Source organism: Micromonospora sp. NBRC 110009 (assembly GCF_030518795.1).
Lineage (GTDB): Bacteria > Actinomycetota > Actinomycetes > Mycobacteriales > Micromonosporaceae > Micromonospora.
Genome location: NZ_CP130427.1, coordinates 503,445 through 525,102, shown reverse-complemented (window position 1 = coordinate 525,102; position 21,658 = coordinate 503,445). Strand labels below are relative to the sequence as shown.

Annotated in this window: 19 protein-coding genes; 5 read left to right on the top strand and 14 right to left on the bottom strand. The window is 75.2% G+C overall.

What is annotated here, in order from left to right; all coding sequences use genetic code 11:
• Positions 1-50: 50 nt before the first annotated feature.
• Both Q2K19_RS02415 and Q2K19_RS02410 read right to left on the bottom strand, forming a co-directional pair.
• Positions 51-1,643, bottom strand: a complete 1,593-nt coding sequence (locus Q2K19_RS02415; protein ID WP_458329374.1) for an alpha/beta hydrolase — start codon at positions 1,641-1,643, stop codon at positions 51-53.
• 19 nt (positions 1,644-1,662) lie between these two features.
• Complete coding sequence (locus tag Q2K19_RS02410) at positions 1,663-2,775, bottom strand: ATP-dependent DNA ligase (protein ID WP_302772211.1); 1,113 nt, start codon at positions 2,773-2,775, stop codon at positions 1,663-1,665.
• A gap of 134 nt (positions 2,776-2,909) precedes the next feature.
• Here Q2K19_RS02410 and Q2K19_RS02405 point away from each other — a divergent pair, with 134 nt between their 5' ends.
• Both Q2K19_RS02405 and Q2K19_RS02400 read left to right on the top strand, forming a co-directional pair.
• Positions 2,910-3,122 (top strand): hypothetical protein, encoded by a 213-nt coding sequence (locus Q2K19_RS02405; RefSeq protein ID WP_302767224.1) that lies wholly within the window; start codon positions 2,910-2,912, stop codon positions 3,120-3,122.
• 148 nt (positions 3,123-3,270) lie between these two features.
• The gene (locus Q2K19_RS02400; RefSeq protein WP_302767222.1) at positions 3,271-3,771 is read left to right on the top strand and encodes a DUF1990 family protein; all 501 of its coding nucleotides are present in this window, start codon (positions 3,271-3,273) and stop codon (positions 3,769-3,771) included.
• On the opposite strand, the gene Q2K19_RS02395 is transcribed toward Q2K19_RS02400, so the two are convergent.
• From Q2K19_RS02395 to Q2K19_RS02355, 9 genes are all read right to left on the bottom strand, one after another.
• On the bottom strand, positions 3,765-4,679 hold the full coding sequence (locus tag Q2K19_RS02395; protein ID WP_302767221.1) for a DNA-3-methyladenine glycosylase family protein: 915 nt from the start codon (positions 4,677-4,679) through the stop codon (positions 3,765-3,767). The two genes, Q2K19_RS02400 and Q2K19_RS02395, sit on opposite strands and share 7 nt — an antisense overlap.
• 239 nt (positions 4,680-4,918) lie before the next feature.
• Positions 4,919-5,572 (bottom strand): COG4315 family predicted lipoprotein, encoded by a 654-nt coding sequence (locus Q2K19_RS02390; protein WP_302767219.1) that lies wholly within the window; start codon positions 5,570-5,572, stop codon positions 4,919-4,921.
• A 208-nt stretch (positions 5,573-5,780) separates the two neighbouring features.
• Positions 5,781-6,563: an anti-sigma factor family protein gene (locus Q2K19_RS02385; protein ID WP_302767218.1), complete on the bottom strand. Its 783-nt coding sequence runs from the start codon at positions 6,561-6,563 to the stop codon at positions 5,781-5,783.
• Positions 6,560-7,258: a sigma-70 family RNA polymerase sigma factor gene (locus Q2K19_RS02380; RefSeq protein ID WP_302767217.1), complete on the bottom strand. Its 699-nt coding sequence runs from the start codon at positions 7,256-7,258 to the stop codon at positions 6,560-6,562. Before Q2K19_RS02380 ends, Q2K19_RS02385 begins: the two co-directional genes overlap by 4 nt.
• A gap of 81 nt (positions 7,259-7,339) precedes the next feature.
• A complete protein-coding gene (locus Q2K19_RS02375; protein ID WP_302767216.1) occupies positions 7,340-8,197 on the bottom strand; it encodes a spermidine synthase in 858 nt (285 codons plus the stop codon).
• Positions 8,197-9,162 carry a hypothetical protein gene (locus Q2K19_RS02370; protein WP_302767215.1) on the bottom strand — a complete coding sequence of 322 codons (966 nt, stop codon included), beginning with the start codon at positions 9,160-9,162 and terminating at the stop codon, positions 8,197-8,199. The genes Q2K19_RS02375 and Q2K19_RS02370 overlap by 1 nt, the downstream gene beginning before the upstream one ends.
• Positions 9,159-11,633 (bottom strand): AAA family ATPase, encoded by a 2,475-nt coding sequence (locus tag Q2K19_RS02365; protein WP_302767213.1) that lies wholly within the window; start codon positions 11,631-11,633, stop codon positions 9,159-9,161. Before Q2K19_RS02365 ends, Q2K19_RS02370 begins: the two co-directional genes overlap by 4 nt.
• A complete protein-coding gene (locus Q2K19_RS02360) occupies positions 11,633-12,781 on the bottom strand; it encodes an exonuclease SbcCD subunit D (RefSeq protein WP_302767211.1) in 1,149 nt (382 codons plus the stop codon). The genes Q2K19_RS02365 and Q2K19_RS02360 overlap by 1 nt, the downstream gene beginning before the upstream one ends.
• Before the next feature lie 12 nt (positions 12,782-12,793).
• The gene (locus Q2K19_RS02355; protein WP_302767208.1) at positions 12,794-14,542 is read right to left on the bottom strand and encodes an ATP-binding protein; all 1,749 of its coding nucleotides are present in this window, start codon (positions 14,540-14,542) and stop codon (positions 12,794-12,796) included.
• A 261-nt stretch (positions 14,543-14,803) separates the two neighbouring features.
• On the opposite strand from Q2K19_RS02355, the gene Q2K19_RS02350 reads away from it, so the two are divergent.
• Complete coding sequence (locus tag Q2K19_RS02350) at positions 14,804-16,411, top strand: hypothetical protein (RefSeq protein WP_368046139.1); 1,608 nt, start codon at positions 14,804-14,806, stop codon at positions 16,409-16,411.
• A gap of 16 nt (positions 16,412-16,427) precedes the next feature.
• Here the strand turns inward: Q2K19_RS02350 and Q2K19_RS02345 are convergent, their stop codons facing one another.
• The gene (locus Q2K19_RS02345; RefSeq protein WP_302767204.1) at positions 16,428-16,838 is read right to left on the bottom strand and encodes a DUF7144 family membrane protein; all 411 of its coding nucleotides are present in this window, start codon (positions 16,836-16,838) and stop codon (positions 16,428-16,430) included.
• A 309-nt stretch (positions 16,839-17,147) separates the two neighbouring features.
• On the opposite strand from Q2K19_RS02345, the gene Q2K19_RS02340 reads away from it, so the two are divergent.
• The gene (locus Q2K19_RS02340) at positions 17,148-18,686 is read left to right on the top strand and encodes a M4 family metallopeptidase (protein WP_302767201.1); all 1,539 of its coding nucleotides are present in this window, start codon (positions 17,148-17,150) and stop codon (positions 18,684-18,686) included.
• Positions 18,687-18,805: 119 nt separating this feature from the next.
• Here Q2K19_RS02340 and Q2K19_RS02335 read toward each other — a convergent pair whose 3' ends face one another.
• Complete coding sequence (locus Q2K19_RS02335; RefSeq protein WP_302767199.1) at positions 18,806-19,639, bottom strand: alpha/beta fold hydrolase; 834 nt, start codon at positions 19,637-19,639, stop codon at positions 18,806-18,808.
• 72 nt (positions 19,640-19,711) lie between these two features.
• Here Q2K19_RS02335 and Q2K19_RS02330 point away from each other — a divergent pair, with 72 nt between their 5' ends.
• Positions 19,712-20,818 (top strand): sigma-70 family RNA polymerase sigma factor, encoded by a 1,107-nt coding sequence (locus Q2K19_RS02330; RefSeq protein ID WP_302767198.1) that lies wholly within the window; start codon positions 19,712-19,714, stop codon positions 20,816-20,818.
• On the opposite strand, the gene Q2K19_RS02325 is transcribed toward Q2K19_RS02330, so the two are convergent.
• Positions 20,764-21,549 carry a pyrimidine reductase family protein gene (locus Q2K19_RS02325; RefSeq protein ID WP_302767196.1) on the bottom strand — a complete coding sequence of 262 codons (786 nt, stop codon included), beginning with the start codon at positions 21,547-21,549 and terminating at the stop codon, positions 20,764-20,766. The two genes, Q2K19_RS02330 and Q2K19_RS02325, sit on opposite strands and share 55 nt — an antisense overlap.
• Positions 21,550-21,658: the final 109 nt, after the last annotated feature.

Sequence of the window (21,658 nt, the reverse complement as noted above, 5' to 3'; positions counted from 1 at the left end):
CCCCGATGTGCCGGCCCGGGTTGCCGGGAGCGCTGACCCTCACCCGCCCGTCACCGGGCGGGGCAACGCAGCCCCGCCCGGGGAACGGTGAGCGAGATGAGGTACGCGTCGACGGCGGCGGTGACGCAGGCGGTCTGCGGGTAGGCGGTGTGCCCCTCACCCTCCCAGGTGAGCACCCGCCCCACACTCAGCATCGAGGCCAGCGCGGCGGTCTGCTCGTAGGGCGTGGCCGGGTCGCCGGTGGTGCCGACCACCACGATCGGCGGCGCCCCGGCCGCCTTGCCGGTCGGGTACGGGTCCCGCCCGCCGGGCCACTCCACGCAGCCGAGCATCCCCACGGCCAGGGCCGGGCCGAACAGCGGGTACTTCTGCCGCCACTGCGACTGGAGCTGGCGGATCTGCTCGCGGGTCGGCTTCTCCGTCTCGTCCGCGCAGTTCACCGCCATGTTCGCGTCGAAGAGGTTGCTGTAGTGCCCGTCCTCCTCGCGGCCCGCGTACGCGTCGGCGAGCTTGAACACCCCGGTCGGGTCGCCGCCCTGCAGGGAGTCGATCCCCCGGGCCAGCTCCTGCCAGCCCGACTCGGTGTAGAGCGAGGAGATGACCGCGTAGAACACCCAGCCCGCGGTGGCCTCCCGGCCGTCCCGGCCCCGCACCGGGGAGACCCTGGCCTTGTCGATGGCGGCGGTGACCGCGCCCCGGGCGTCCGGCGCGAGCGGGCAGCTCCCGGCGTTCGCCGCGCACCACCGGTCGAAGTTGTCGAAGGCCCGCTCGAAGCCCTTCGCCTGGCTCTCCGACCCGGCGATCAGCTTCTGCTGCGGGTCCACCGCGCCGTCGAGCACCAGGGCCCGCACCCGCTGGGGGTAGAGCTGGGCGTACACCGCGCCGAGCAGGGTCCCGTACGAGTAGCCGAGGTAGCTGAGCTTCTCGTCGCCGACCGCCGCGCGGACCGCGTCCATGTCCCGGGCGGCCTGCTCGGTGCCGTAGAGCGGGAGCTGGTCGCCGTACTTGGCGCCGCACCGCTGCCCGACCCGCTTGTTGAGGTCGACGAAGCCGTCGAACGACGCCTGACTCTCCGGATCGGGGTCGTAGCCGAAGCTGGCGTCCAGGTCGGCGTCGGGGATGCACTTCACCGGGCTGGACCGGGCCACCCCGCGCGGGTCGAACCCGACGATGTCGAAGCGGTCGGTCACCGCGGGCGGCAGCCCGCCGAACCCCGAGCCGAACGAGAGGTAGACGGCGGTGTCCACGCCGGAGGCGCCCGGCCCGCCGGGGTTGACCACCAGCGAGCCGATCCGGTCGTGCTGCCGGTTCGACCGGATCCGGATCAGCGCGATCTCGAAGGTCTCCCCGGCGCCCGGCCCGGCCGTCGCGCCGTTGCCCCAGTTTCGCGGCACGGCGATCCGCGCGCACTCGTAGCGCATGCCCGGCGCCCCCCGCCCGACCAGCTCGTCGGGGACCTCCGGGCAGGCGCGCCAGGTCGGGGCGGTGCCCGGGGCGGCCGCCTCGCCCTGACCCTCCGTCCGGGGGGCGATCGCCGGCAGGGTGCAGCCGGCGGTGAGCAGCACCGCGGCGGCGAAGCCGGCCAGGGCGGGCCGGATCCGGCGGATCCGGTCGGAGAAGCGGGTCACCTCGGCGCCTTCCATGATCGTGTCGACGGCCACGCTACGCCGGGCCGCGCGCGCCGCCGACGGTCGCCGCCGGATCGCCGCGCAGCACCTGGTCCACGTCGTAGCGGATCGGGCGCTCCAGCTGGTCATAGGTGCAGGAGCGGGGATCCCGGTCAGGGCGCCAGCGGGCGAACTGGGCGGTGTGCCGCAGCCGGTCGCCCTCCATCGCGTCGTAGCCGACCTCGGCGACCAGCTCCGGGCGCAGCGGCTCCCACTCCAGGTTGCGGGTGCCGGTCCACCGGCTCACCCCGCCCGGGATGCGCTGCCCCCGCTCGTGGTCGCCGTGCACCCACGGGTGCCCGCCGTCGACGTCCCGGTACGGCTCCAGCTCCGCCAGCAGCTCCTTGCGCCGGGCCGCGGTGAAGGACGAGCTCACCCCGATGTGGTGCAGCACGCCGGCGTCGTCGTAGAGGCCGAGCAGCAGCGAGCCGACCACCGGGCCGGACTTGTGCCAGCGGAAGCCGGCCACCACCACGTCGGCGGTGCGCGCGTGCTTGACCTTGAACATCAGCCGCTTGCCCGGCTCGTAGGGCAGGTCGGCCGGCTTGACGATCAGGCCGTCCAGCCCGGCCCCCTCGAACACCTCGAACCAGCGCCGGGCCGTCTCCGGATCGGTGGTCACCTGGGTGACGTGCACCGGCGGGCGGACCCCCGCCAGCGCCTGCTCCAGCCGGGCCCGGCGCTGCGGGTAGGGCTGGTCGGTGAGCAGCTCGTCGCCGAGGACCAGCAGGTCGAAGGCGACGAAGTCGGCCGGGGTGGTCTCGGCGAGCAGCTTCACCCGGGAGGCGGCCGGGTGGATCCGTTGGGCGAGCAGCTCGAAGTTGAGCCTCGGCTGGCCGCCGGGCCCGTCCCGGCGGATCACGATCAGCTCGCCGTCGACCGCGCATCTCGGCGGGAGCTGGCGGCGCGCCTGTTCGACCACTTCCGGGAAGTAGCGGGTCATCGTCTTGCCGCCCCGGCTGGCGAGCTCCACCTCGTCGCCGTCGCGGAAGATGATGCAGCGGAATCCGTCCCACTTCGGCTCGTACGTCATCCCGGGGGCGGTGGGAAGCTGGGGCACGCTCTTGGCCAGCATCGGCTCGACCGGCGGATTGATCGGCAGGTCCACGGCGACAGTCAATCAGACGCCTCCGACGGTCGTGAGGCAGATCACCGGCGGTGCCGGGCCGCGTGTCCCGGCCGGGACCCCTTCGTCACCCCTGACCGGATGGCGAAACCGCAGGTCAGGGCTACCGTCGCGGCGTGCCGGAGTGGATCTGCGGGTGCTGTGGGCGGTGGCGGGTCAGCGTGGAGCTGATCCGCGGTCGGTACCGCTACCGGCTGGTGCACCGCTACCGCCCGGAGCACGGCGGCGGCGCCAACGTGATCGGCGAGGTGGCCTCGGTGGCCGACCTGGAGGAACTGCTCCGCCGGCACGCCCCGGTCGGCCTGGCCGACCTGCGCGAGGCCGCGTAGCCCGCCGGCGTCCGGGACACCGGCCGGGGCGATGGTCACCTGCTCGGTCACCCGGCCAGCCCACCACAGGCCGCCGGGCCGGCGTCGGGCGGGCCACCCGTCCCGCCCGTACCCTGGCGGTGTCCCGCAGCCGGAAAGGTGGCCGCCCGTGCCCGAGCTGACGTACCCCGAGGTGGGGGCGACCCGCGACGGGCGCCTGCCGGCCGGCTACCACCACCTGCGCCACCGGGTCCGGCTGCCGGACGGCTGCTTCCCGACCGCCTCGGAGGCGGTGCTCGGCTGGCGGCTGCACCGGGCGGCGGGCGTGGTGATGCGCACCGGGGCGCCGCGCGCGGAGGCGGGGGTCCGGGTCACCCCGGGGCTCGGGGTCGGGCCGCTACGGGTCTGGGGCCCCACCGAGGTGGTCTGGGCGGTGGCGGAGCCGGACCGGGCCGGGTTCGGCTACGGCACGCTGCCCGGGCATCCCGAGGTCGGCGAGGAGGCGTTCCTGGTGCTGCGGGAGGCCGGCGGGGTCTTCTTCGAGGTGACCGCGTTCAGCCGCCCGGCCCGCTGGTGGGTGCGCGCGGCCGGGCCGGTCGCCCGGGCCGTCCAGCAGGCCTACGCCTGGTGGCTGGGGCGGACCCTGCGCCGGCTCTGCGCGGCTCAGTAGCGCGCGAACGAGCGGATGGTCGCCCTGGGGCCGTACCGGGGCGCCTGGATGCCGGCCGCCTCCAGCAGCAGGCAGACCCGGCCGCGGTGCCCCCGGAACGGCTCCAGCAGGGCCAGCATCCGGGCGTCGTCGCCGCGCGGCTCGCCGGCGAGGGCCCAGGCCACCGTGTTGGGGATGTGGTAGTCGCCGACGCTGACCGCGTCCGGGTCGCCGTACGCGATCCGGACCACCTCGGCGGCGGTCCACGGCCCGATCCCGGGGATCGCGGTGAGCCGGCGGGTCGCCTCGGCGGCGTCGGCGCAGCGTTCCAGCCGGTCCGCGACGGCGGCCGCGCGGCGCAGCGTGTCGGCCCGGCGCTGCTCCACGCCGAACGGGTGGAAGACCCAGTATGGTGCGGCCGCCACGGCCGCCGCGGTGGGCGGCAGCAGCAGCGGTTGCAGCGGCCCGGGCGCCGGCTCCCGGAAGTACCGGACGGTCGCGGCGTACGCCCGGTACGCCTCCTTGCCGGTGACCTTCTGTTCCAGCACGGCCCGCAGCACCCGGGGGAAGACCTGCCCGGTGGCCGGCATCCGCAGCCCGTGGTGGTCCCGGGCCAGCCGGGCCACCAGCGGGTGCGCCGCCGCGAGGTCGGCGAAGCCGGTCAGGTCGTCGCGGAGCCCGGCGACCCCGTCGGCCTGCTCGACCACCTGCTCGGCGCCCGGGCCGTACCCCTCGGCCACGAGTTCCCCGGCGGCGGGGCGCAGCGCGAGGGTGGCCGGTCCGGCCGGGGTGCGGGTGGCCCACCAGAAGGTGCCGGCGACGACCCGGGCGCACGGGTCGTACGGGCTGAAGGTGAGCCCGCGCACCGACGGGGCCAGTCGGTAACCGGCCGGTGGGCGCAGCGTCCGGCGGGCGGCGGGGGAGGTCACCCCGCCACTCTGCCACGCGGGTCCGCCGTGACGGGCGACACCGCCGCGTCGCGTCGGCGGGGGCGGGACCCGAGAGGCGCCGGGTGACCTGGGCACGTCCGCGGCGCCGGCCCGGGTCGGGCCGGCGCCGCGCCGGGACGCGGGGCGCTGCCGGTTACGCCGGGCGTCCAGGTCACGACGGCGGCCGGCCGCGCCCTCCCCGGCTGCGACCGGCCACCGTGTCCGGGGGCGACGTCGGATCAGTACGAGTACCCGGAGCCGCCGCTGTCCGAGCCGCCCGAGGCCGGCGGGGCGACCGCCTTCGGCGTGCCGGTGGGCAGGCAGGTCAGGTTCTTCCTGCCGTTCGTGTCGACCACGAACCAGGTGCCGCCGACGCCCTGGCCCTTCCACTGGCCGGGCTTCTTGTCCCCGATGTAGCGGTAGACCGGCCAGCCCCCGATGGTGATCTGCCGGGTGCCGTCCTGGCGGGTGACCGTGCCGACCTTCTCGTCGGAGACGCCCTGCAGCTGGGGGTTGCCGTCGGTCAGCGCGGGCGGCCAGACCTGGGCGCACTTGTCCACGCAGTTGGACTGCGGCGGGTCGGCCGAGTCCTTGTCGAAGCGGTAGAGGACCCAGCCGTCCTGGTCGGTCACCACCTGGCCCATCCGGGGCAGCTTCTTGCCGACCAACTGGTCGGTGAGCCGCACGTCGGCCGGGGGCGCGGCCGGCTCGTTGGCGGGGGCGTCCGCGGTCGCGGTGGCCTCCGGTTCGGCCGTCGCGGTGGGCTCGGCCGCGGCGACGGCGACCGGCTCGGCCGCGCTCGAGTTCGCCCCGTTGTAGCCCGCTGGGGCGCAGGCCGTTAGTGCGACCATCGCGCTCGCGACGATGACGGTCGTCCGCTTCAGGTGTGCCACGTGCCCTCCTCAATCTTGGCAGTTCGCCCGGTAGTACGGAGCGGCGTGCTGTCAAGGTTGAAGAGAAAAAGGTGCTCCATTTCACAGTGGACTCGTTGAACCGATCCGGTCCGCGGTACGTAGGGGAGGACATCGAGTGCGACCCGATCCGGACACGCCGAAACGACGCCGGGCGCGTCGCTGCCCGGCGCCGACCGTCCCCGTGGGATCAGATGTCAGCCACCGTCACCAGCGGAGTGGCGATCCCGCCCACGTCGATCGACTGCACCTGGATCTTGGAGATTTCGTCCAGCGGGGCCGACGTGGACGCGCTCAGCTCCAGCGGGGTGCTGTGACTGTTCGTCCCGTAGCCGGTGCCCGGCACGGACCAGGTCGACACCACCTCGCTGGTGTTGTTCTTGCGGATCACCACCAGCCGGCAGGTGCGCGGCCCGGGCAGCTTGGCCAGCTGCACGTCGATCTGCGTGCCGTACTCCTTCTTCGCGAGCCACATGAAGGTCTTCACCCCGGTGCCCGGGTCGATCGCCCGGTGCTCGTCGCCCTCGTGCTCGTTGCCCCCTGTGCCCGAGCCGTTCGGGTCGGACGACGTGGTCGGCGCCGCGGTGGGCACGGGCACGCTCGACGTGGGCTCGGCCTGCGGGATCCGCCCGCCGTCGTCGAACACCGTGGCGAGGCCGACCCCGGTCAGGCTCCCGAACGCCACCACCGCTGCCGCGGTGGCGAAGAGCTGCCGCATCCGGGTCCGCCGCCGGTCCCGCCGGACCGCCATCAGGGTCCGGTCCAGCAGCGCCGGATCCGTGTGGGTCTGCTCCAGCGCCATCATCGTCTCGCCGTCGATGCCGGAGAGCAGGCCGACCACCGGGACCATCGTCTCCAACTCGGCCGCGCACGCCCAGCAGGTGGCGAGATGCTCCTCGAACCGCTCCGCGTCCTGCGGGTCCAGCACGCCGAGCGCGTACGCGGCGACATCCATGTGATCTGCCCGGCTCATTCCGTCACCCCCCTCTCCTGCAGAGCCGTGCGCAGCGCGCGCAGCGCGTAGTAGACGCGCGACTTCGCGGTGCCGAGCGGAAGACCGAGCTCCTCGGCCGCCTCGGGCACCGTACGCCCCCGGAAGTAGGTCGCCACCAGGATCTCCCGGTGCGACTGGCTCAGCGTGCGCAGCGCGTCCGCCACGGTCATCGTGCGCAGCACCCGGTCGGTGCTGTCCGCCTCGGCGAACGCCGTGAGATCCCGGTCGTACGTCTCGGCCGGCCGGGCCTGCTCGCTGCGGTGCTCGTCGATCGCGATCCGCCGGGCCACCGTCACCAGCCACGGGCGCAGCGAGCCCTGGCCCTGGATGCCCAGCCGGTGCGCGTTGCGCCACGCCCGCAACAGGGTCTCCTGCACGATGTCCTCGGCGCGCTGCCGGTCCCCACCGGTCAACCGCATCACGAACATCAGCAGCGGCCCGGCATGCTCCGCGTACAACAGCCGGATCAGCTGGTCGGAATGACTCGCCTCGGTGGACGTCGCCTGGTGGCGCCCGGGCGCCGGTCGCGGCGGCACCGGATCATTCTGGCGATCCGCGGAGCGGGCGTCGACCCCCCGGCCCGACCGGGACGCGCGCGAATGGGGCTGCGCCCGGGCGAACATCCACTCGGGCCTCGCCACCGCGCCGTGCCAGCCGGCCGCCACCGCATGCATGCAGACCTCCGGTGTCCAATGACATCAGCCGGCCCCCACGGGCATGGCCGCCCGGTGATACGGAGCGGTCCGCCCGGCGGATCAACGACGCACGGAAAAAATTCCGGGCGGTGGCGGGGTGGAGTCGGTGGCGTCGGCGTCCCGGACCACCGGGGCGCCGCCGGCGAACCGGTCCAGCTCGGCCCCGGCCACCACCCGGCCGGGGAACCAGTCGCCGGCCGCGCGCCGGGTCAGCTCCGGCACCGGCGGCTCCACCCGGGACGCCACCAGCACCAGGTTGCCGTACCGCCGGCCGCGCAGCACCGCCGCGTCCCCCACCAGGCAGGCCCGGGGCAGCACCGTCCGCACCGTGGCAACCTGGGCGCGGGCGTGCCGCAGCGGCGGGCCGTCGGCCAGGTTGGCCAGGTAGCAGCCGTCGGGACGGAGCACCCGGGCCACCTCGGCGGCATACTCCACCGAGGTCAGGTGGGCCGGGGTGCGGGCGCCGGCGAAGACGTCCGCGACGACCAGGTCGTAGCTGGCGTCCCGGCTGGACGTCAGGGTGGCCCGGGCGTCCCCCACCCGCACCCGCAGCCGCGGGTCGCTCGGCCAGGGCAGCGCCCGGCGGACCAGCTCCACCAGCGCACCGTCCACCTCGGACACCCGCTGGGTGGAGCCCGGGCGGGTGGCGGAGACATATCGGGGCAGGGTCAGCGCGCCCCCGCCCAGGTGCAGCACCCGCAGCGGCGTGCCGGGCGGCGCGACCAGGTCGACGGCGGCGGCCAGCCGCCGGACGTACTCGAACTCCAGGTGGGTCGGATCCGTCAGGTCCACATGGGACTGCGGGGCGCCGTCCAGCAGCAGCGTCCAGGAACCCGGCCGGTCCGGGTCCGGCACCAGTTCGGCCTGCCCGGTGTCGACCTGCTCGACCACCCGGTCGGCGCCGCGTCGGCGGCCCATCAGCGCCGGATCTCCCGGGCCGCCGCGGTCAGCACCCGGTGCAGCAGGCGGGCGTCGCCGAGCATCCCGCGCAGCCGGCGCTCCAGGCCGGCGATCGGGATCAGGTTCTGCGGGGCCCGCGGATCCTTGTACGGGGTGGAGGCGAACCGGGGAAGCGTGACCAGGGACAGGTCGGCCAGCTGGATCGCCTCGGTCTCGGTCAGCTCCGCCGAGCACTCCACCCGGACGATGCCCGCCCACGGCGCGCCGCCGGACACCGGCAGCCGGAGATACCAGGAGTAGCCGCCCCACGCGGTGCCCAGCCGGAACACCGGGCAACGCTCACCCGGGGCCAGGCCGGTGACCACGGCGGTCAGCCGGGCGTCCAGGTACTGGCTGTGCTGGGTCTTGATGTAGCCCAGGGTGCGCGGCAACTGGCGGCGGCTGCGCAGCGGCCCGTCCACCACCAGCAGGTCCCCGTCGGTCCGCGCCGCGTCCGAGACCGCCACCTCCAGCGCGGTCAGCGGCGCCTGCACGGCCGCCGGCAGCTTGCTCAGCTCACCGCTGCCGCCGACCCGGTGCACCGGGTAGCGGATCGGCCCGGCCACCACGTCCTGCGCGGACGGGCTGGCGGTGAACAGCCCCCGGCCCACCTTCGCCCCGGCCAGCTCGGCCGCGCCGCGCTCCAGGTCGCAGCGGACCACCCCGGCGGCGTACGAGGCGGCGATGCCGGGAAACGAGCCCCCGTCGTCCTCGGCCGTCCAGACGCTGGCGTCGATCCGGCGTACCCCGTCGACCAGCAGCACCACGTCCGGGGCGGGCACGTCCCGCCGGACGCCGATCGCCCGCCAGTCGGTCGCCGGCAGCTCGACGCCGGCGTCGACCTGGGCGCTGCTCTGCGCCGCCGGGCCGCCCCCGCCGCCCGCCTCGAACGACGCCCCGTACGCCGGGTCCCACGCGTCGACGAAGAGCCGCGGTCCGTTCACAGCCCGGTCCGCTCGACGCGGGCCGTGCGGGCGTCCTTGCGGACCTCGAAGCGGACCGGGATCCGCTCGGCGAGCGCCGGCACGTGGGTGACCACGCCGACCATCCGGTCGCCCCGGGCGGCCAGGTTCTCCAGGGTGGCCGCGACGGTGTCCAGGGTGGCCGCGTCCAGCGTGCCGAAGCCCTCGTCCAGGACGATCGACTCCAGGCTCGCCGCGGTGGTCGACATCCCGGCGAGCTGCTCGGACAGCGCGAGCGCCAGGGCCAGCGACGCCTGGAACGTCTCGCCGCCGGAGAGGGTGCGCACGCCCCGGCGCAGCCCGGCGTCGTGGTGGTCGACGACGAAGAACTCGCCCTTGTCGTGCACCAGGTCGTACTGGCCGCCCGAGAGCTCCCGCAGGATCCGCGAGGCGCCGTCGACCAGCAGGTCCAGCGCCTCGGCCAGCAGCCAGCGCTCGAAGTTGTTGGCCCGCAGGTGCCCGGCCAGGGCCCGGGCCACCCGGGCCGCCCGCTCGTGACCGGCCCGCTGCTCGCGCAGCTCGGCGGCCTGCTCCCGGCGCTCCGCCAGCCGGCGCAGCTCCGCCTCGGCCCGCTCCACCGCCACCGCGGCGTCGCGCAGCGGGTCGTCGCCGGAGTCGAGCCCGGCGGTGGCGAAGAGCCCGGCGATCCGCTCCGCGACCTCACCCGCGGCCGTCTCGGCCGCCCCGACCGCGGCGGCCAGCCCGGGGCGGTCGACCCGCCGCCGATCGGCCTCCTCGCCGGCCCAGCCGGCCAGCGCCGCCCAGGCGGCGGCCACGTCCTCCCGGTCGGCGGCGGGCGGGCCGAACCGGGCCAGCCCGTCCCGGACGGCGTCGAAGTCGCGCCAGGCGCGGCGGAGCCGATCCTGCGCGCCGTCGAGCGCGCTCCGGGCCCGGCGGGCCGCGTCCCGGCCGGCGCGCACCGCCCCCGCCGCCTCCTCCAGCGCGCGGCGCAGCCGGGCGTGCTCGGCCAGCGCCTCGCGCAGCGTCTCCGGCGCGGCGGCGTCGGCGAGCTGCCCGTCCAGCTCGGCCAGCCGGGCCGTGAGCTGGTCGTGCTCGGTCCGGGCGCGCAGCAGCACCCGGTCCAGCTCGCGGGCGGCGGCGTCGCGCTCCTGCACCACCCGCTTCGCCGCCTCGCTGGTCGCCCGGGCCGCCTTGCCGGCCGCGACCGCCCGGGCCACCGCCGACCCCTCGGGCACCGCCGGCACCCGGGGGACCACCTGCTCGCAGACCGGGCAGGGGGCGCCCTCGACCAGGTGCGCCCGCAACGCCACCGCCTGGTCGGTGGCCTTCGCCTCCTCGTGCGCCCGGAACGCCGCGTCCAACTCCACCTCGGCCCGCTCGGCGGCCGCCCGGGCCTGCGCGAGCGCCCCGGCCCCCGCGTCGTGCTCGGTCTGCGCCGCGGCCACCGCCGCGGCCACCGCCGCCAGCTCGCCGGTCAGCCGCTCCCGGTCGCCGTGCGTCCTGAGCAGCAGCCGCAGCGCGCTCTCGTCGCCGGCCCCGGCCAGCTCGCCGCGCAGCTTCTCCTCGCGCTCCTCGGCGAGCCCGACGGCCGCCGCGGCCTCGTCGGCCGCCCCGCGCGCCGCGGCCACCGCCCGGGCCAGCTCGGTGATCCCGTCCGGCGGCCGGACCCCGGCCAGCACCGCCAGCTCCGCATCCAGCGCCGCCAGCGCCGCGGCCTGCTCGCGCGCCGTGGCCCGGGCCCGCTCCAGCTCCGGTACGGCCGCCGCCACCGCCCCGGCCAGCTCCCGCACCCGGTCGACCCGCTCCTGCGCCGCCGCCAGCGTGGCGTCGTCGACGTCGGCGAGCCCGCCGAGCATCTTGTCGACCGCCTCCAGCTTCGCCTCGGCCTGGCCGGCGCGCTCGGTGGCCCGCTTCTGCACCTCCTCGTAGATGCCGAGCCCGAGCAGGTTGACCAGGATCTGCTGCCGGGTGGCCGGCTTGGCGTGCAGGAAGTCGGCGAACTGCCCCTGCGGCAGCACCACGCAGCTGGTGAACTGCTCGTACGGCAGCCCGACCGCCGCCAGCACCGCCTGCTCCATCTCGGCGGGGGTGCCGGCCACCACCTCGCCGAGGTCGTCCGGGCTGAGCCCGGTGTCGAGCTTGGTGACGTCGAACCCGGGAGGCATCAGCTGGAGCCCGGCGTTGGCGGTCTTGACCGCGCCCCGGCCGTCCCGGCGGACCACCCGGGTCGCCACGTAGCGGTCGCCGGCGGACTCGAAGACCAGCCGCACCCGCGCCTCGGTGGCCGACGGTGCCAGGGCGTTGGCCAGGCCCCGGGTGCCGCCCCAGCGGGGCACGGTGCCGTAGAGGGCGAAGCAGATCGCGTCGAGCACCGTCGACTTGCCGGAGCCGGTCGGCCCGACCAGCGCGAAGAAGTCCGCGTCGGTGAAGTCGACGGTGGTCTCCTCGCGGAACACGGTGAAGCCGGCCAGGTCCAGTCGCATCGGTCGCATCAGCGATCGGCCTCCTCGAGCAGTTCGTCGAAGAGCTCCTGGACGCCCTCGTCGACATGGCCCCGGCTGCCCAGGTAGTCGGCGAAGAGCTCGCGCGGCGAGCGGCCGGCCCGCTGGGCGGTGCGGGTGCCGCTGCCGGGGGTGGGCACCAGCTCCGGGTCGATCCGGATCTCCAGCGCCCGGGGCAGCAGCTCCTGCACCTCCTCGCGCAGCCCGGCGCGGGGCTGCTCGCGGACGTAGACGCGCAGCCAGCCCTCGGGGGCGTCGAGCTCGGCGAGCTGGGCCAGGGTGCCCCGGACCGTGCGCAACGGGGTGGCCCCGGGAACCGGCACCTCGCGGATCTGGGCGGCCGTGGTCGCGGTCACCTCGACGATCGTCACCGAGCCGACGTTCTCCTGCTCGCCGAAGTCGACGGCGAGCGGGCTGCCGCTGTAGCGGACCGGGCAGGGACCGATGACCCGCTGCGAGCGGTGCAGGTGGCCCAGCGCCACGTAGTGGGCGTTGCCGGGGAAGACGGTGGCCGGCACCGCGTAGCCGAGGACGGTGTGCGCGTCCCGCTCGCCGCCGCCGGTGCTCGCCCCGACCACGGTCAGGTGCGCGGTGACCAGGTGCACCCGGTCCGGCTCGGTGAAGCCCTCGGCGAGCCGGGCGAGGACCCGGCCGAGGTGGTCGGCGTACGTCTGGTTGGCCTCGGCGGCGGTCAGCTCGTACATCTCCACGGCGCGGACGGCGTACCGCTGGGAGAGGAAGGGCAGCGCGGCGAGCTGCCAGCGCTCACCGCCGGCGGTGACCCCGTCGATGACGTGCTCGGCCGGGCTGTCCCGGACGCTGCCGCGCAGCGTGATGCCGGCCGCCTCGGCCCAGGGGCGCAGCGCGTCGAGGGCTGGGCCGTTGTCGTGGTTGCCGCCGATCGCCACCACGTCCGCGCCCGTGCGCCGGAGCGCGGTCAGCGCCCGGGTGACCAGCCGGGTCGCCTCCGGGGTGGGTGCGGCGGTGTCGTAGAGATCGCCGGCCACGATGACCAGGTCGGGCCGCTCGGCCCTGGCGATCTCGATCACCTGGGCGAGCACCTGCTTGTGCTCCTCGGCGCGGGACTGCCCCTTCAGGACCTTGCCGACGTGCCAGTCGGAGGTGTGCAGGATCTTCACGGGTCACCGCCCTCAGAACGGGATGTCGTCGTCGGAAGCGCCGGTGCCCACCACGGCGAACGGGTCGGCCGCCTGGGTGATCGAGCGCAGCGTCTCCGACGGCGCCCGGCCGGCCTCGGAGACCCGGGTGGCCCAGGCCGGGAAGGGGAACTCCAGGCAGAGCGGGACCGGGATGTCGGGCTGGTTGACGAACATGGTGCCCGGCTTGGCCAGCAGCGCCCGCTGCCGCTGGGCGGGCGGGAGGAAGCCGTATTCCGGGCGGGACGCCTCGGCCGGGTCGAGCCGGCCGACCACCCGGATCGCCGAGTTGGTGACGATCCGCCGCTCCACCTCGCTGGCGGTCTGCTGCGCGCCGACCAGGATCACCCCGAGGGAGCGGCCCCGCTCGGCGATGTCCAGCAGCACCTCCTTGATCGGGGAGGAGCCCTCGCGCGGGGCGTACTTGTTGAGCTCGTCGAGGACGACGAAGAGCAGCGGCTTGGCGGTGCCGGCCTTCTCCTTGCGCTCGAACTCGCTCTTGAGCGTCACGCCGACCACGAAGCGCTGCGCCCGGTCCGGCAGGTTGTGCAGGTCGACGACGGTGACCTGGGCGCTCTCGGCGGTGTTGATCGAGTGCGGGCGGCGGGTGGCCAGGTCGCCCCGGATCAGCCGGCCCAGGTCCTTCTTGCTGCCGATCAGCCGGCGGGCGAACGCGTTGACCGTGCCCAGGCCGACCGCGCTGCCCGCCCAGTCGCCCCGGGTCTCGTCGTCGTTGAGCTGCTCGACGATGTGGTCGACCAGGTCGGCGTAGGAGCCGAGCCGGACCCCGTCGATGCTCACCCCGCCGTCCGCGGGCTGGGCGTAGCGGGCCAGGTGGGCGGCGACCGAGTGGACCACCATCGTGTACTGCTGCCGCTCGTCGTCGGCGTCGGCGAAGACGTAGGGCAGCAGCCGGTCGGCGCAGAACTCGCTCAGCGTCCAGTAGAAGCTGTCCACCCCGGTGAGCCGGCTGCTCACGTCCGGCGTGCCGGAGGAGTCGCCGACCCGGGGCGGCGCATACACCCGTACGTCCGGGAAGGCGCCCGCGTCGAGGCCGAGCTTGGCGTAGCCGGCCCGGGTGTCGTCGTCGAGCCGGGCGTTGGGATGGTCGAGGAAGAGCAGGTCCTCGCCCTTGACGTTGAAGATCAGCGCCTTGGCGTTCACCGCGTCGCCGCCGAGCACCCCGGACCGGAAGACCGAGTAGAGCAGGAAGGTGGCGAAGCTGGTCTTGGTGGCCACGCCGGAGATGCCGGAGATGGAGACGTGCGCGCCCCGGGTGCCGTCGAGGAAATCGGCGTTGAGGTAGACCGGGACGCCGTCGCGGCCCATGCCCATCGGGACGCGCCGCTCCATCCGGTCGAAGTGCAGCGCCCGGGCGCGGGCGTCACCCTCGGCCCGGTGCACCACCGCGCCGGGGGTGGGCGGCACGTAGAACTCGGGGTCGACCCGGGTGGTGGTGACCTCGGCGGCCTCCTGCACCTGGGCCGGCAGGGTGCCGTCGGCGATGGCGAAGACGTCGGAGTCGAACTGCGCCCCCTCGTGCCGCGCGCGCACCTGGGTGACCACGCCGGCGATGGTCACCGGCTCCCGGTCGGGCAGCTCGCGGCGGGTGACCACCACGTCGTCGAGCTGGAGGTAGCTGCCGGGGGCGACGGCGGTCCAGAAGGTGAGCGGGGTGGCGTCGGCGGTGCCCAGCACCCGGCCGACCCCGTGGCCGGGGCCGTCGAGCAGGTCGTCGGTCATCGGCGGTCTCCGGTCGGCTGGTCGTCCCTTTCGCGGCGCACGTGGTGCATCCTGCCTGAGGGATGCGACAGGTTGCCACGCGACGCGGCGGACGCCACCTCCCGCGTCGGTCGTGTTCGCGCAGCGCCGCCGTCCGTTGACCGTCCGTACGGCCGGGCTGTGGGATTCCCGCTCCCGCCGGCCCGGTCCGCGAGATCCTCAAGGGGTCCGCGGACGGAAGGGCGAGGAGCGGCGGTGGAAGCGATCCGTAGCCGGACGGCGATGCTCCTGGCCCTCGCTGTCGTGCCGGCGGTGGTGCAGGAGGCGGTGCTGGTGGGCATCGGCTTCCACGGCGCCCGCGGTCTCGCTCCCCAGGTCACCGCGGTCTGGCCCTACGACTCGTACCACGACCTGCGCTGGCTGCTGATCTACCACAACTCCTGGTGGCACTTCCTGTTCGGGCTGGTGGCCCTCGCCGTCTTCCGCGGGCTGCTCTCCGCGGGGCTCACCGCGCTGGCCTGGCCCGGACAGGTGCCGCGCCCGTCGTTCGCCTGGCTGCTCCGGCGGAACCTGGAGGTGGCCGCCCTCGCCCTGGTGGTCATTTCGCCGTGGGCCGCGCTCTCGGTCGCCTTCTCGGCGGTCGCGCTCTCCCTCTACCTGTTCGCCTCGCTGATCCCGATGCTGGTGCTCGCCCCGTTCCTGCAGCGCGCCGGAGTGGCCCGGACCTGGTGGCGTGGCCTGCCCACGATCGAGCTGCTCGGCTGGTCGGTGCTCAACTTCGCGGTGCTCACCATCGCCGGGGCGGTGATCTCCAGCACCTCCGGGTGGTGGGGGGTGCTCGTCGCGGCGCTGGCCGGCGTGGCCAACGGCCTGCTCTGGCGGCAGACCGTCACGGCGGCCGTGCTGCCCGCCCGGATCCGGTTGGCCCGGGTTCCGGTGGCACCGGTGGCGATCATCCTCACCATGGCCGCCGCGGTCGCCGCGCAGCCGATCCTCAATCTCGTCACGGGTCCGCCGCAGGAGTGGATGCCCCTGGTGGTCACCGAGCGGCTACCGGACCGGGTGCCGCACGCGGTGATCGTCATCGCCGGGCACGACTCGCACTGGAGCGGGCGACAGCCGGCGGACCCGCGGGTGGAGCGCTTCTCGTACCAGGGCCTCGACCGACAGGGTCGGCCGCTGCCGTACCGGCACACGGCCACCCATCGCTCGCTGGACTCCAGCTCGGTCCTGCTCCGCGCCCAGGTCGAGGCCCTGCACCGGCGGACCGGCCGGCCGGTGGCCCTGATCGGTTCCAGTGAGGGCGCCATGGTGGCGCGGACCTACCTGGAGAAGGGGCCGAAGCCGTCCCCGGTGGAGGCGGTGCTGCTGTTCAGCCCGCTCATCCAGCCCGGGCGCGCCTACTATCCGCCGCCCGGGTACAGCGGCTGGGGAGTGGCCACCGGTTGGGAGTTGCGGGGGCTGTTCTGGCTGGTCGGCCTCGGCCGCGCCGACCGGAGCCGCCCCGACGAGCCGTTCGTGCGCTCGGTGCTGGTGAACGCGCCCTTCTACCGCAACCGCACGCTCTGCCCGGTGGCCGGCGTCCGCATGATCGCCTTCCTGCCGACGGTCAGCGCCGCCGAGGCGCCGCCGGGGGAGTACAGCCGGATCCCGGTGTTCCAGTTGCCGGCGTTCCACGGCGGGCTGATCGGCCGCCGGGCGGCCGAGGAGCGGGTGGTCGACTTCCTCGCCGGTGGTCACGTCGACCAGCCACGGCGGGAGTACGCCCTCCTGCAGCGGCTCGGCGCCGCCTGGCAGGCCCCGCCGCTCGCCCTGGTGCTCAACCCGGTCTGGGCGGCCGAACGGGAGGCCGACCCGGCCTTCACCGGCCGGATCTGCGAACCGCGCTGAGGCGGAGCGGGCTGCCTCACCGGCCCGGGCGGACGGCCCGGCGGTGGCGGATCAGCAGCCGGATGGCCGCCCCGTTGACCGCGGCCACCAGGAGGGCCCGGAACGGCGCGTACGGCAGCAGGAGGATGTCCACGACGATCGCCAGCGCCGCACACCCGACGGCGAGCCCGGCCGTGCCACGCCTGCCGGTGACGGCCAGCAGGCCGGTGAGCGCCACCGCGACGCCGATCGCCAGGTGCAGCCGGGCCCAGCCGGTGATGTCGACCGGGTAGACGCCGCCCGGGGTCAGCACCAGGAACGGCGTCGCCGCGAGGGTGGCGGACGCGCTCAGCACGTCGATCAGGCCGGAGGCGACCAGCAGGCCACCGGCCAGCAATGGCCGGCCCGGCCCGTCCGGAGCCGCCTCGGCCGGCTGCGGTGCACGCATTTCCCCAGGTTACGACCCGGACCGCCGGCGCGGCACCGGTGCCGCCGAGTCGGTGGCTGCGGGCTGCGGGGTGAATGGGATGTGAAGAACCGTGGAAAAAATCTTGGCCGCAGGCCGTGACAGACAAGGGTCGCGTGACGCAAGAATGTGCAACAGCACATCGAGGATCTTTCCTCCATCGATGCCTCGGGTGCCGCCATGCCCGTGCCACCCGCCCGGGCGCGGCCGATCCGTCGTGCCCCACCCCCGGCGGATCACCCGTCGGTCGGTACCCCCCCGACCGGCAGTCCTAGCGAAGGTAGGAGCTTCATGCGTCGCACCACTCTCCTCGGCGGGCTGGCCACGGCCGCGCTGCTGGCCGCCGCCGGCAGCCTGCCCGCCACGGCCTCCGCCGCCCCCGTCTCCTCGGACGCGTTCACCCGCGCGGTGGCCCAGCTCAAGGCCCACTCGGGCAGCGCCCTCGTCGCCGACGGCCAGAGCTTCACGCTCAAGAACGTGCAGTCCGACGCCGACGGCACCGAGCACGTCCGGCTCAACCGCTACCAGGACGGCCTGCCGGTCCTCGGCGGCGACACCGTGGTCCACCTGGGCAAGGGCAACACCTGGCGGGGCGCCAGCCAGAGCCTCGCGGTCGCCCCCACCCGGGGCGCCAAGGCCCGGGTCAGCGCCGCGGCCGCCGGCCGCGCCGCCCTCGCCGCCTCCACCGCCACCACCCGCCGGGTCGACGGCAGCCAGCTCGTCTACGACGCCGACGCCGCCGGCACCCCACTCGCCTACGAGGTCGTGGTGGGCGGCGCGTACGCCGACGGCACCCCGAGCGAGCTGCACGTGCTGGTCGACGCCACCAGCGGCAGGGTCCGCGACTCGTGGGAGGGCGTGCAGCGCGACGGCACCGGCAACACCTTCCACTCCGGCACGGTGACCGTGGGCAGCACCCTCTCCGGCGGCACCTACCAGCTCACCGACGCCACCCGGGGCGGCCACAAGACGTACGACCTGAACGGCGGCACCAGCGGCACCGGCACCCTGGTCACCAGCGCCTCGAACGTCTTCGGCGACGGCACCCTGGCCAACCGGCAGACCGCCGCGGCCGACGCCGCGTACGGCGCGCAGGAGACCTGGGACTTCTACAAGAACACGTTCGGCCGCAACGGCATCCGCAACGACGGTGTCGGCGCGTACAGCCGGGTGCACTACAGCACCAACTACGCCAACGCGTTCTGGCAGGACGCCTGCTTCTGCATGACCTACGGTGACGGCGGCTCCGGCTGGTACCCGCTGACCTCGCTGGACGTGGCCGGGCACGAGATGAGCCACGGCGTCACCAGCAACACCGCCGGCCTGCGCTACAGCGGCGAGTCCGGCGGCCTCAACGAGGCCACCAGTGACATCTTCGGCACCCTGGTCGAGTTCTACGCGAACAACGCCAAGGACCCGGGCGACTACCTGATCGGCGAGAAGCTTCGCACCAGCGGTGCCCCGCTGCGCTACATGGACAAGCCGTCCAAGGACGGTGCCTCGGCCGACTGCTACAGCAACCAGGTGAAGAGCCTGGACGTCCACTACTCCTCCGGCGTGGCGAACCACTTCTTCTACCTGCTCGCCGTCGGCAGCGGCTCGTCGTCGTACGGCAACAGCCCGACCTGCAACAGCAGCACCGTGACCGGCATCGGCAACGCCAAGGCCGGCGCCATCTGGTACCGCGCGCTCACCACCTACATGACCTCGCGGACCGGATACTCGGGCGCTCGCACCGCCACCCTGTCGGCCGCCGCCGACCTGTACGGCACCGGCAGCGTCGAGTACAACACGGTGGCCGCCGCCTGGTCGGCCGTCTCGGTCAACTGATCGCCTGATCCGGCGCCGGCGGATTCCTCCGCCGCCGGCGCCGGCGGGCAGCGCCTTCCGACCGCGGGCGCGGGCATGCCGCACGGCATGCCCGCGCCCGCCGTCGCGTACGGGGCCACTCAGTGGTCGGCCAACACCTCGCCGAGCCGGGTGGCGAAGGCGGTCGGATCCTCCACGAAGCCGAGGTGCCCGCCGGGGAACATCGCCGGGGCCGTGCCCAACGCCGCGGCGAGCGCCCGCGAGGTGCGGTCGCAGATCTGGCCGGTCGACGTCTCGCCGAGCCCGACGACGACCCGGGTCGGGCCGTCGCGCAGCGCGGCGACGTCGGGCCGGAACCGGGTGGTCCCGCGGACCATGTGCACGTACTGGAAGTGCTCGTCGGCGGCCGCCCGCGGCTCCGGCTCGCCGCCGAACATGCCGAGGACCACCTCCTCCGGCAGTTGGATGTTCGCGTTCGCGAGGAACCTGCGCCCGGCGCCGAGCCGGTCCCCGCCCAGGTAGGTGGCGATCATGTCGTCCTCGCGGGCCAACAGCTCCCGCCGCTCCGGCAGCAGCCCGAGCAGCGGCGGCTCGTGCGCGACGACCGTGTGCACCTGCTCGGGGTGGGCCCGGGCGAGGGCGAGCACGGTCACCGCGCCGCCGCTGGACCCCAGCACCGCGGCGGGGCCGGCGTCCAGGTGGGCCAGGAGCCGGGACACGTCGTCGGCGCGCAGCTCGGGTGTCGAGTCCTGGTGCGGGTCGTGCAGCACGCTGCGGTGGATGCCGCGCGGGTCGGTGGTCAGCACGGTGTGCGCGGCGGCCAGCAGGTCGGCCAGCGGGGCGAAGGCGTCGGCGTCCATCGGGGCGGCGACCAGCGCCACCAGCGGGCCCTGCCCGCGTACCTCGTAGTGGAGCCGCCCGTCAGGGACCTCCAGGGTGCCGGCCGTGACGGGCGCGGTGGAACTGCTGCTCATCGGATCCTCCGGGTTCGTGGCAGGTGAGCCGTTCACCTTCCAGACCGGGCGGATGCGGCAGAATCGTCGCTTGTGACCGCCACGTCCGCGAGCGCCGCCCGATCCGGGGAGCAGGCCGGGCCGGGCCCGGTCGACCAGGCCGACTTCACCACGCTCGTCGCCCCGCTGCGCCGGGAACTGCACGCCCACTGCTACCGGATGCTCGGCTCGGTGCACGACGCGGACGACGCCCTCCAGGACGCCCTGCTGCGGGCCTGGCGCGGACTGCCGCGCTTCGCCGGACGCGGTTCCCTGCGCTCCTGGCTCTACACCGTGGCCACCCGGGTCTGCCTGGACGCGGTCGCCAGCCGCGGCCGACGGGCCCTGCCGGTCGACCTCGGCCCGGCGAGTGACCGCGCCGTCCCGGACAACCGGGCGGACGAGAGCGTCGGCTGGCTCGGCCCCTACCCGGACGCCGGCCTCGGCACCGCACCGGTCGCCCCGGACGCCCGGTACGAGCAGCGCGAGGCGGTCGAGCTGGCCTTCGTGGCCGCGCTGCAGCACCTGCCGGGCAACCAGCGGGCCGCGCTGCTGCTCTTCGACGTCCTCGGCTACCCGGCCGCCGAGATCGCGGCGATGATGCGCACCTCGACCACCTCGGTGAACTCGGCCCTGGCACGGGCGCGGCGGGTGCTCGCCGAGCGGCTGCCCGCCGTCACGCAGCAGCGCACCCTGCGCGCGCTCGACGACGCCCGGCTACGGGAGACCGTCGTCCGGTACGCCACCGCCCTGGAGGAGGGCGACGCCGACGCGCTGGTCGCCCTGCTCACCGAGGACGTCACCTGGTCGATGCCGCCGATGCCGCACTGGTACCGGGGCATCGACGCGGTCATGGACTTCGCCCGTGCCGCACCCCTCGGCCCCTGCGGCAGTTGGCGGCACCTGCCGGCCGGCGCGAACGGTCAGCTCGCGGTCGCCGCCTACCTGCGCCGGGCCGGGACCGGCCCGTACCTGCCGTGGTCGATCGACGTGCTGACGCTGCGGGGTCACCGGGTCGCCGAGATCACCTCGTTCGTGGGCGCGGAGCACCTCGCGGCCTTCGGGCTGCCGGACTCGCTGCCGCCGGATCCGGCGCCGCAGCCCGGTCAGGCGGCGGGGGCGGAGCCGGCGGGGATGGACGCACCCGGGTCGCGGGCGTAGCGCAGCATCAGCACCCCGTCCTCGGCGGCGAGGACGTGGCGCAGCGGCAGGTGGCGCGGCGGGCTGGCGTCCCCGGTGGTGATCCGGTCCGGGCCGGCCCCGGCGAGCAGCGGCGCGACGGTCAGGCAGAGCTCGTCCACCAGGTCGGCGGTGGTCAGCGCGCCGAACAGCCGGGGGCCGCCCTCGCAGAGCAGTTGACCGAGCCCGCGGCGGCGCAGTTCGGCGAGGCCGGCGGCGAGGTCGACCTGTTCGTCGCCGCAGCGGACCAGTTCGGCCACCTCGGTGAGCCCCGGCGGCGGCGTGGCCGCGGCGCTGGTGAGCACCAGGGGCCGGACCGGGGCGTCGGCGAAGCACGCCTGGGCCGGGTCCAGCTCCAGCGAGCCGGAGACCACCACCAGGGTCGGGTACTCGGCCAGGCCGTGCTCCCGGCGCCAGGCCCGGCGGCCCTCGCTCAGCCGGACCGCCCGGTAGCCCTCGTGGCGCAGCGTCCCGGCGGCCACCACCAGTGCGTCGCAGAGCATCCGGAGCAGGCCGAAGACCCGCTTGTCCGGCTCCCCGGAGAGCCCGGCGGAGTAGCCCTCCAGGGTGACCGCGCCGTCGACGCTGGCCACGAAGTTGACCCGCAGGTGGGGCCGGGTGGCGCGGCCGTAGAGCGCGGCCAGCTCCGGATCGGTCAGCGGACCGGTCGCGGGCGTCGGCCAGACCCGCGAGATCGGCGTCCCGGTGGTCATTCGCCGGCCGGACCGGTGACCGGCGGGGTGGGTTCAGGGGTACGGTGCTGGCAGTCGCACCACTTCGGGCCTGGACAGTCGTCGTGCCGCCGCTCCCGGCACGCTCGGC

Bases quoted from the DNA above. Each gene is read 5' to 3' on its own strand.
- Q2K19_RS02415 (WP_458329374.1), bottom strand. From the start codon at position 1,643: ATGGAAGGCGCCGAGGTGACCCGCTTCTCCGACCGGATCCGCCGGATC.
- Q2K19_RS02385 (WP_302767218.1), bottom strand. From the start codon at position 6,563: ATGAGCCGGGCAGATCACATGGATGTCGCCGCGTACGCGCTCGGCGTG.
- Q2K19_RS02380 (WP_302767217.1), bottom strand. From the start codon at position 7,258: ATGCATGCGGTGGCGGCCGGCTGGCACGGCGCGGTGGCGAGGCCCGAG.
- Q2K19_RS02375 (WP_302767216.1), bottom strand. From the start codon at position 8,197: ATGGGCCGCCGACGCGGCGCCGACCGGGTGGTCGAGCAGGTCGACACC.
- Q2K19_RS02365 (WP_302767213.1), bottom strand. From the start codon at position 11,633: ATGCGACCGATGCGACTGGACCTGGCCGGCTTCACCGTGTTCCGCGAG.
- Q2K19_RS02355 (WP_302767208.1), bottom strand. From the start codon at position 14,542: ATGACCGACGACCTGCTCGACGGCCCCGGCCACGGGGTCGGCCGGGTG.
- Q2K19_RS02350 (WP_368046139.1), top strand. From the start codon at position 14,804: ATGCTCCTGGCCCTCGCTGTCGTGCCGGCGGTGGTGCAGGAGGCGGTG.
- Q2K19_RS02345 (WP_302767204.1), bottom strand. From the start codon at position 16,838: ATGCGTGCACCGCAGCCGGCCGAGGCGGCTCCGGACGGGCCGGGCCGG.
- Q2K19_RS02340 (WP_302767201.1), top strand. From the start codon at position 17,148: ATGCGTCGCACCACTCTCCTCGGCGGGCTGGCCACGGCCGCGCTGCTG.
- Q2K19_RS02335 (WP_302767199.1), bottom strand. From the start codon at position 19,639: ATGAGCAGCAGTTCCACCGCGCCCGTCACGGCCGGCACCCTGGAGGTC.
- Q2K19_RS02325 (WP_302767196.1), bottom strand. From the start codon at position 21,549: ATGACCACCGGGACGCCGATCTCGCGGGTCTGGCCGACGCCCGCGACC.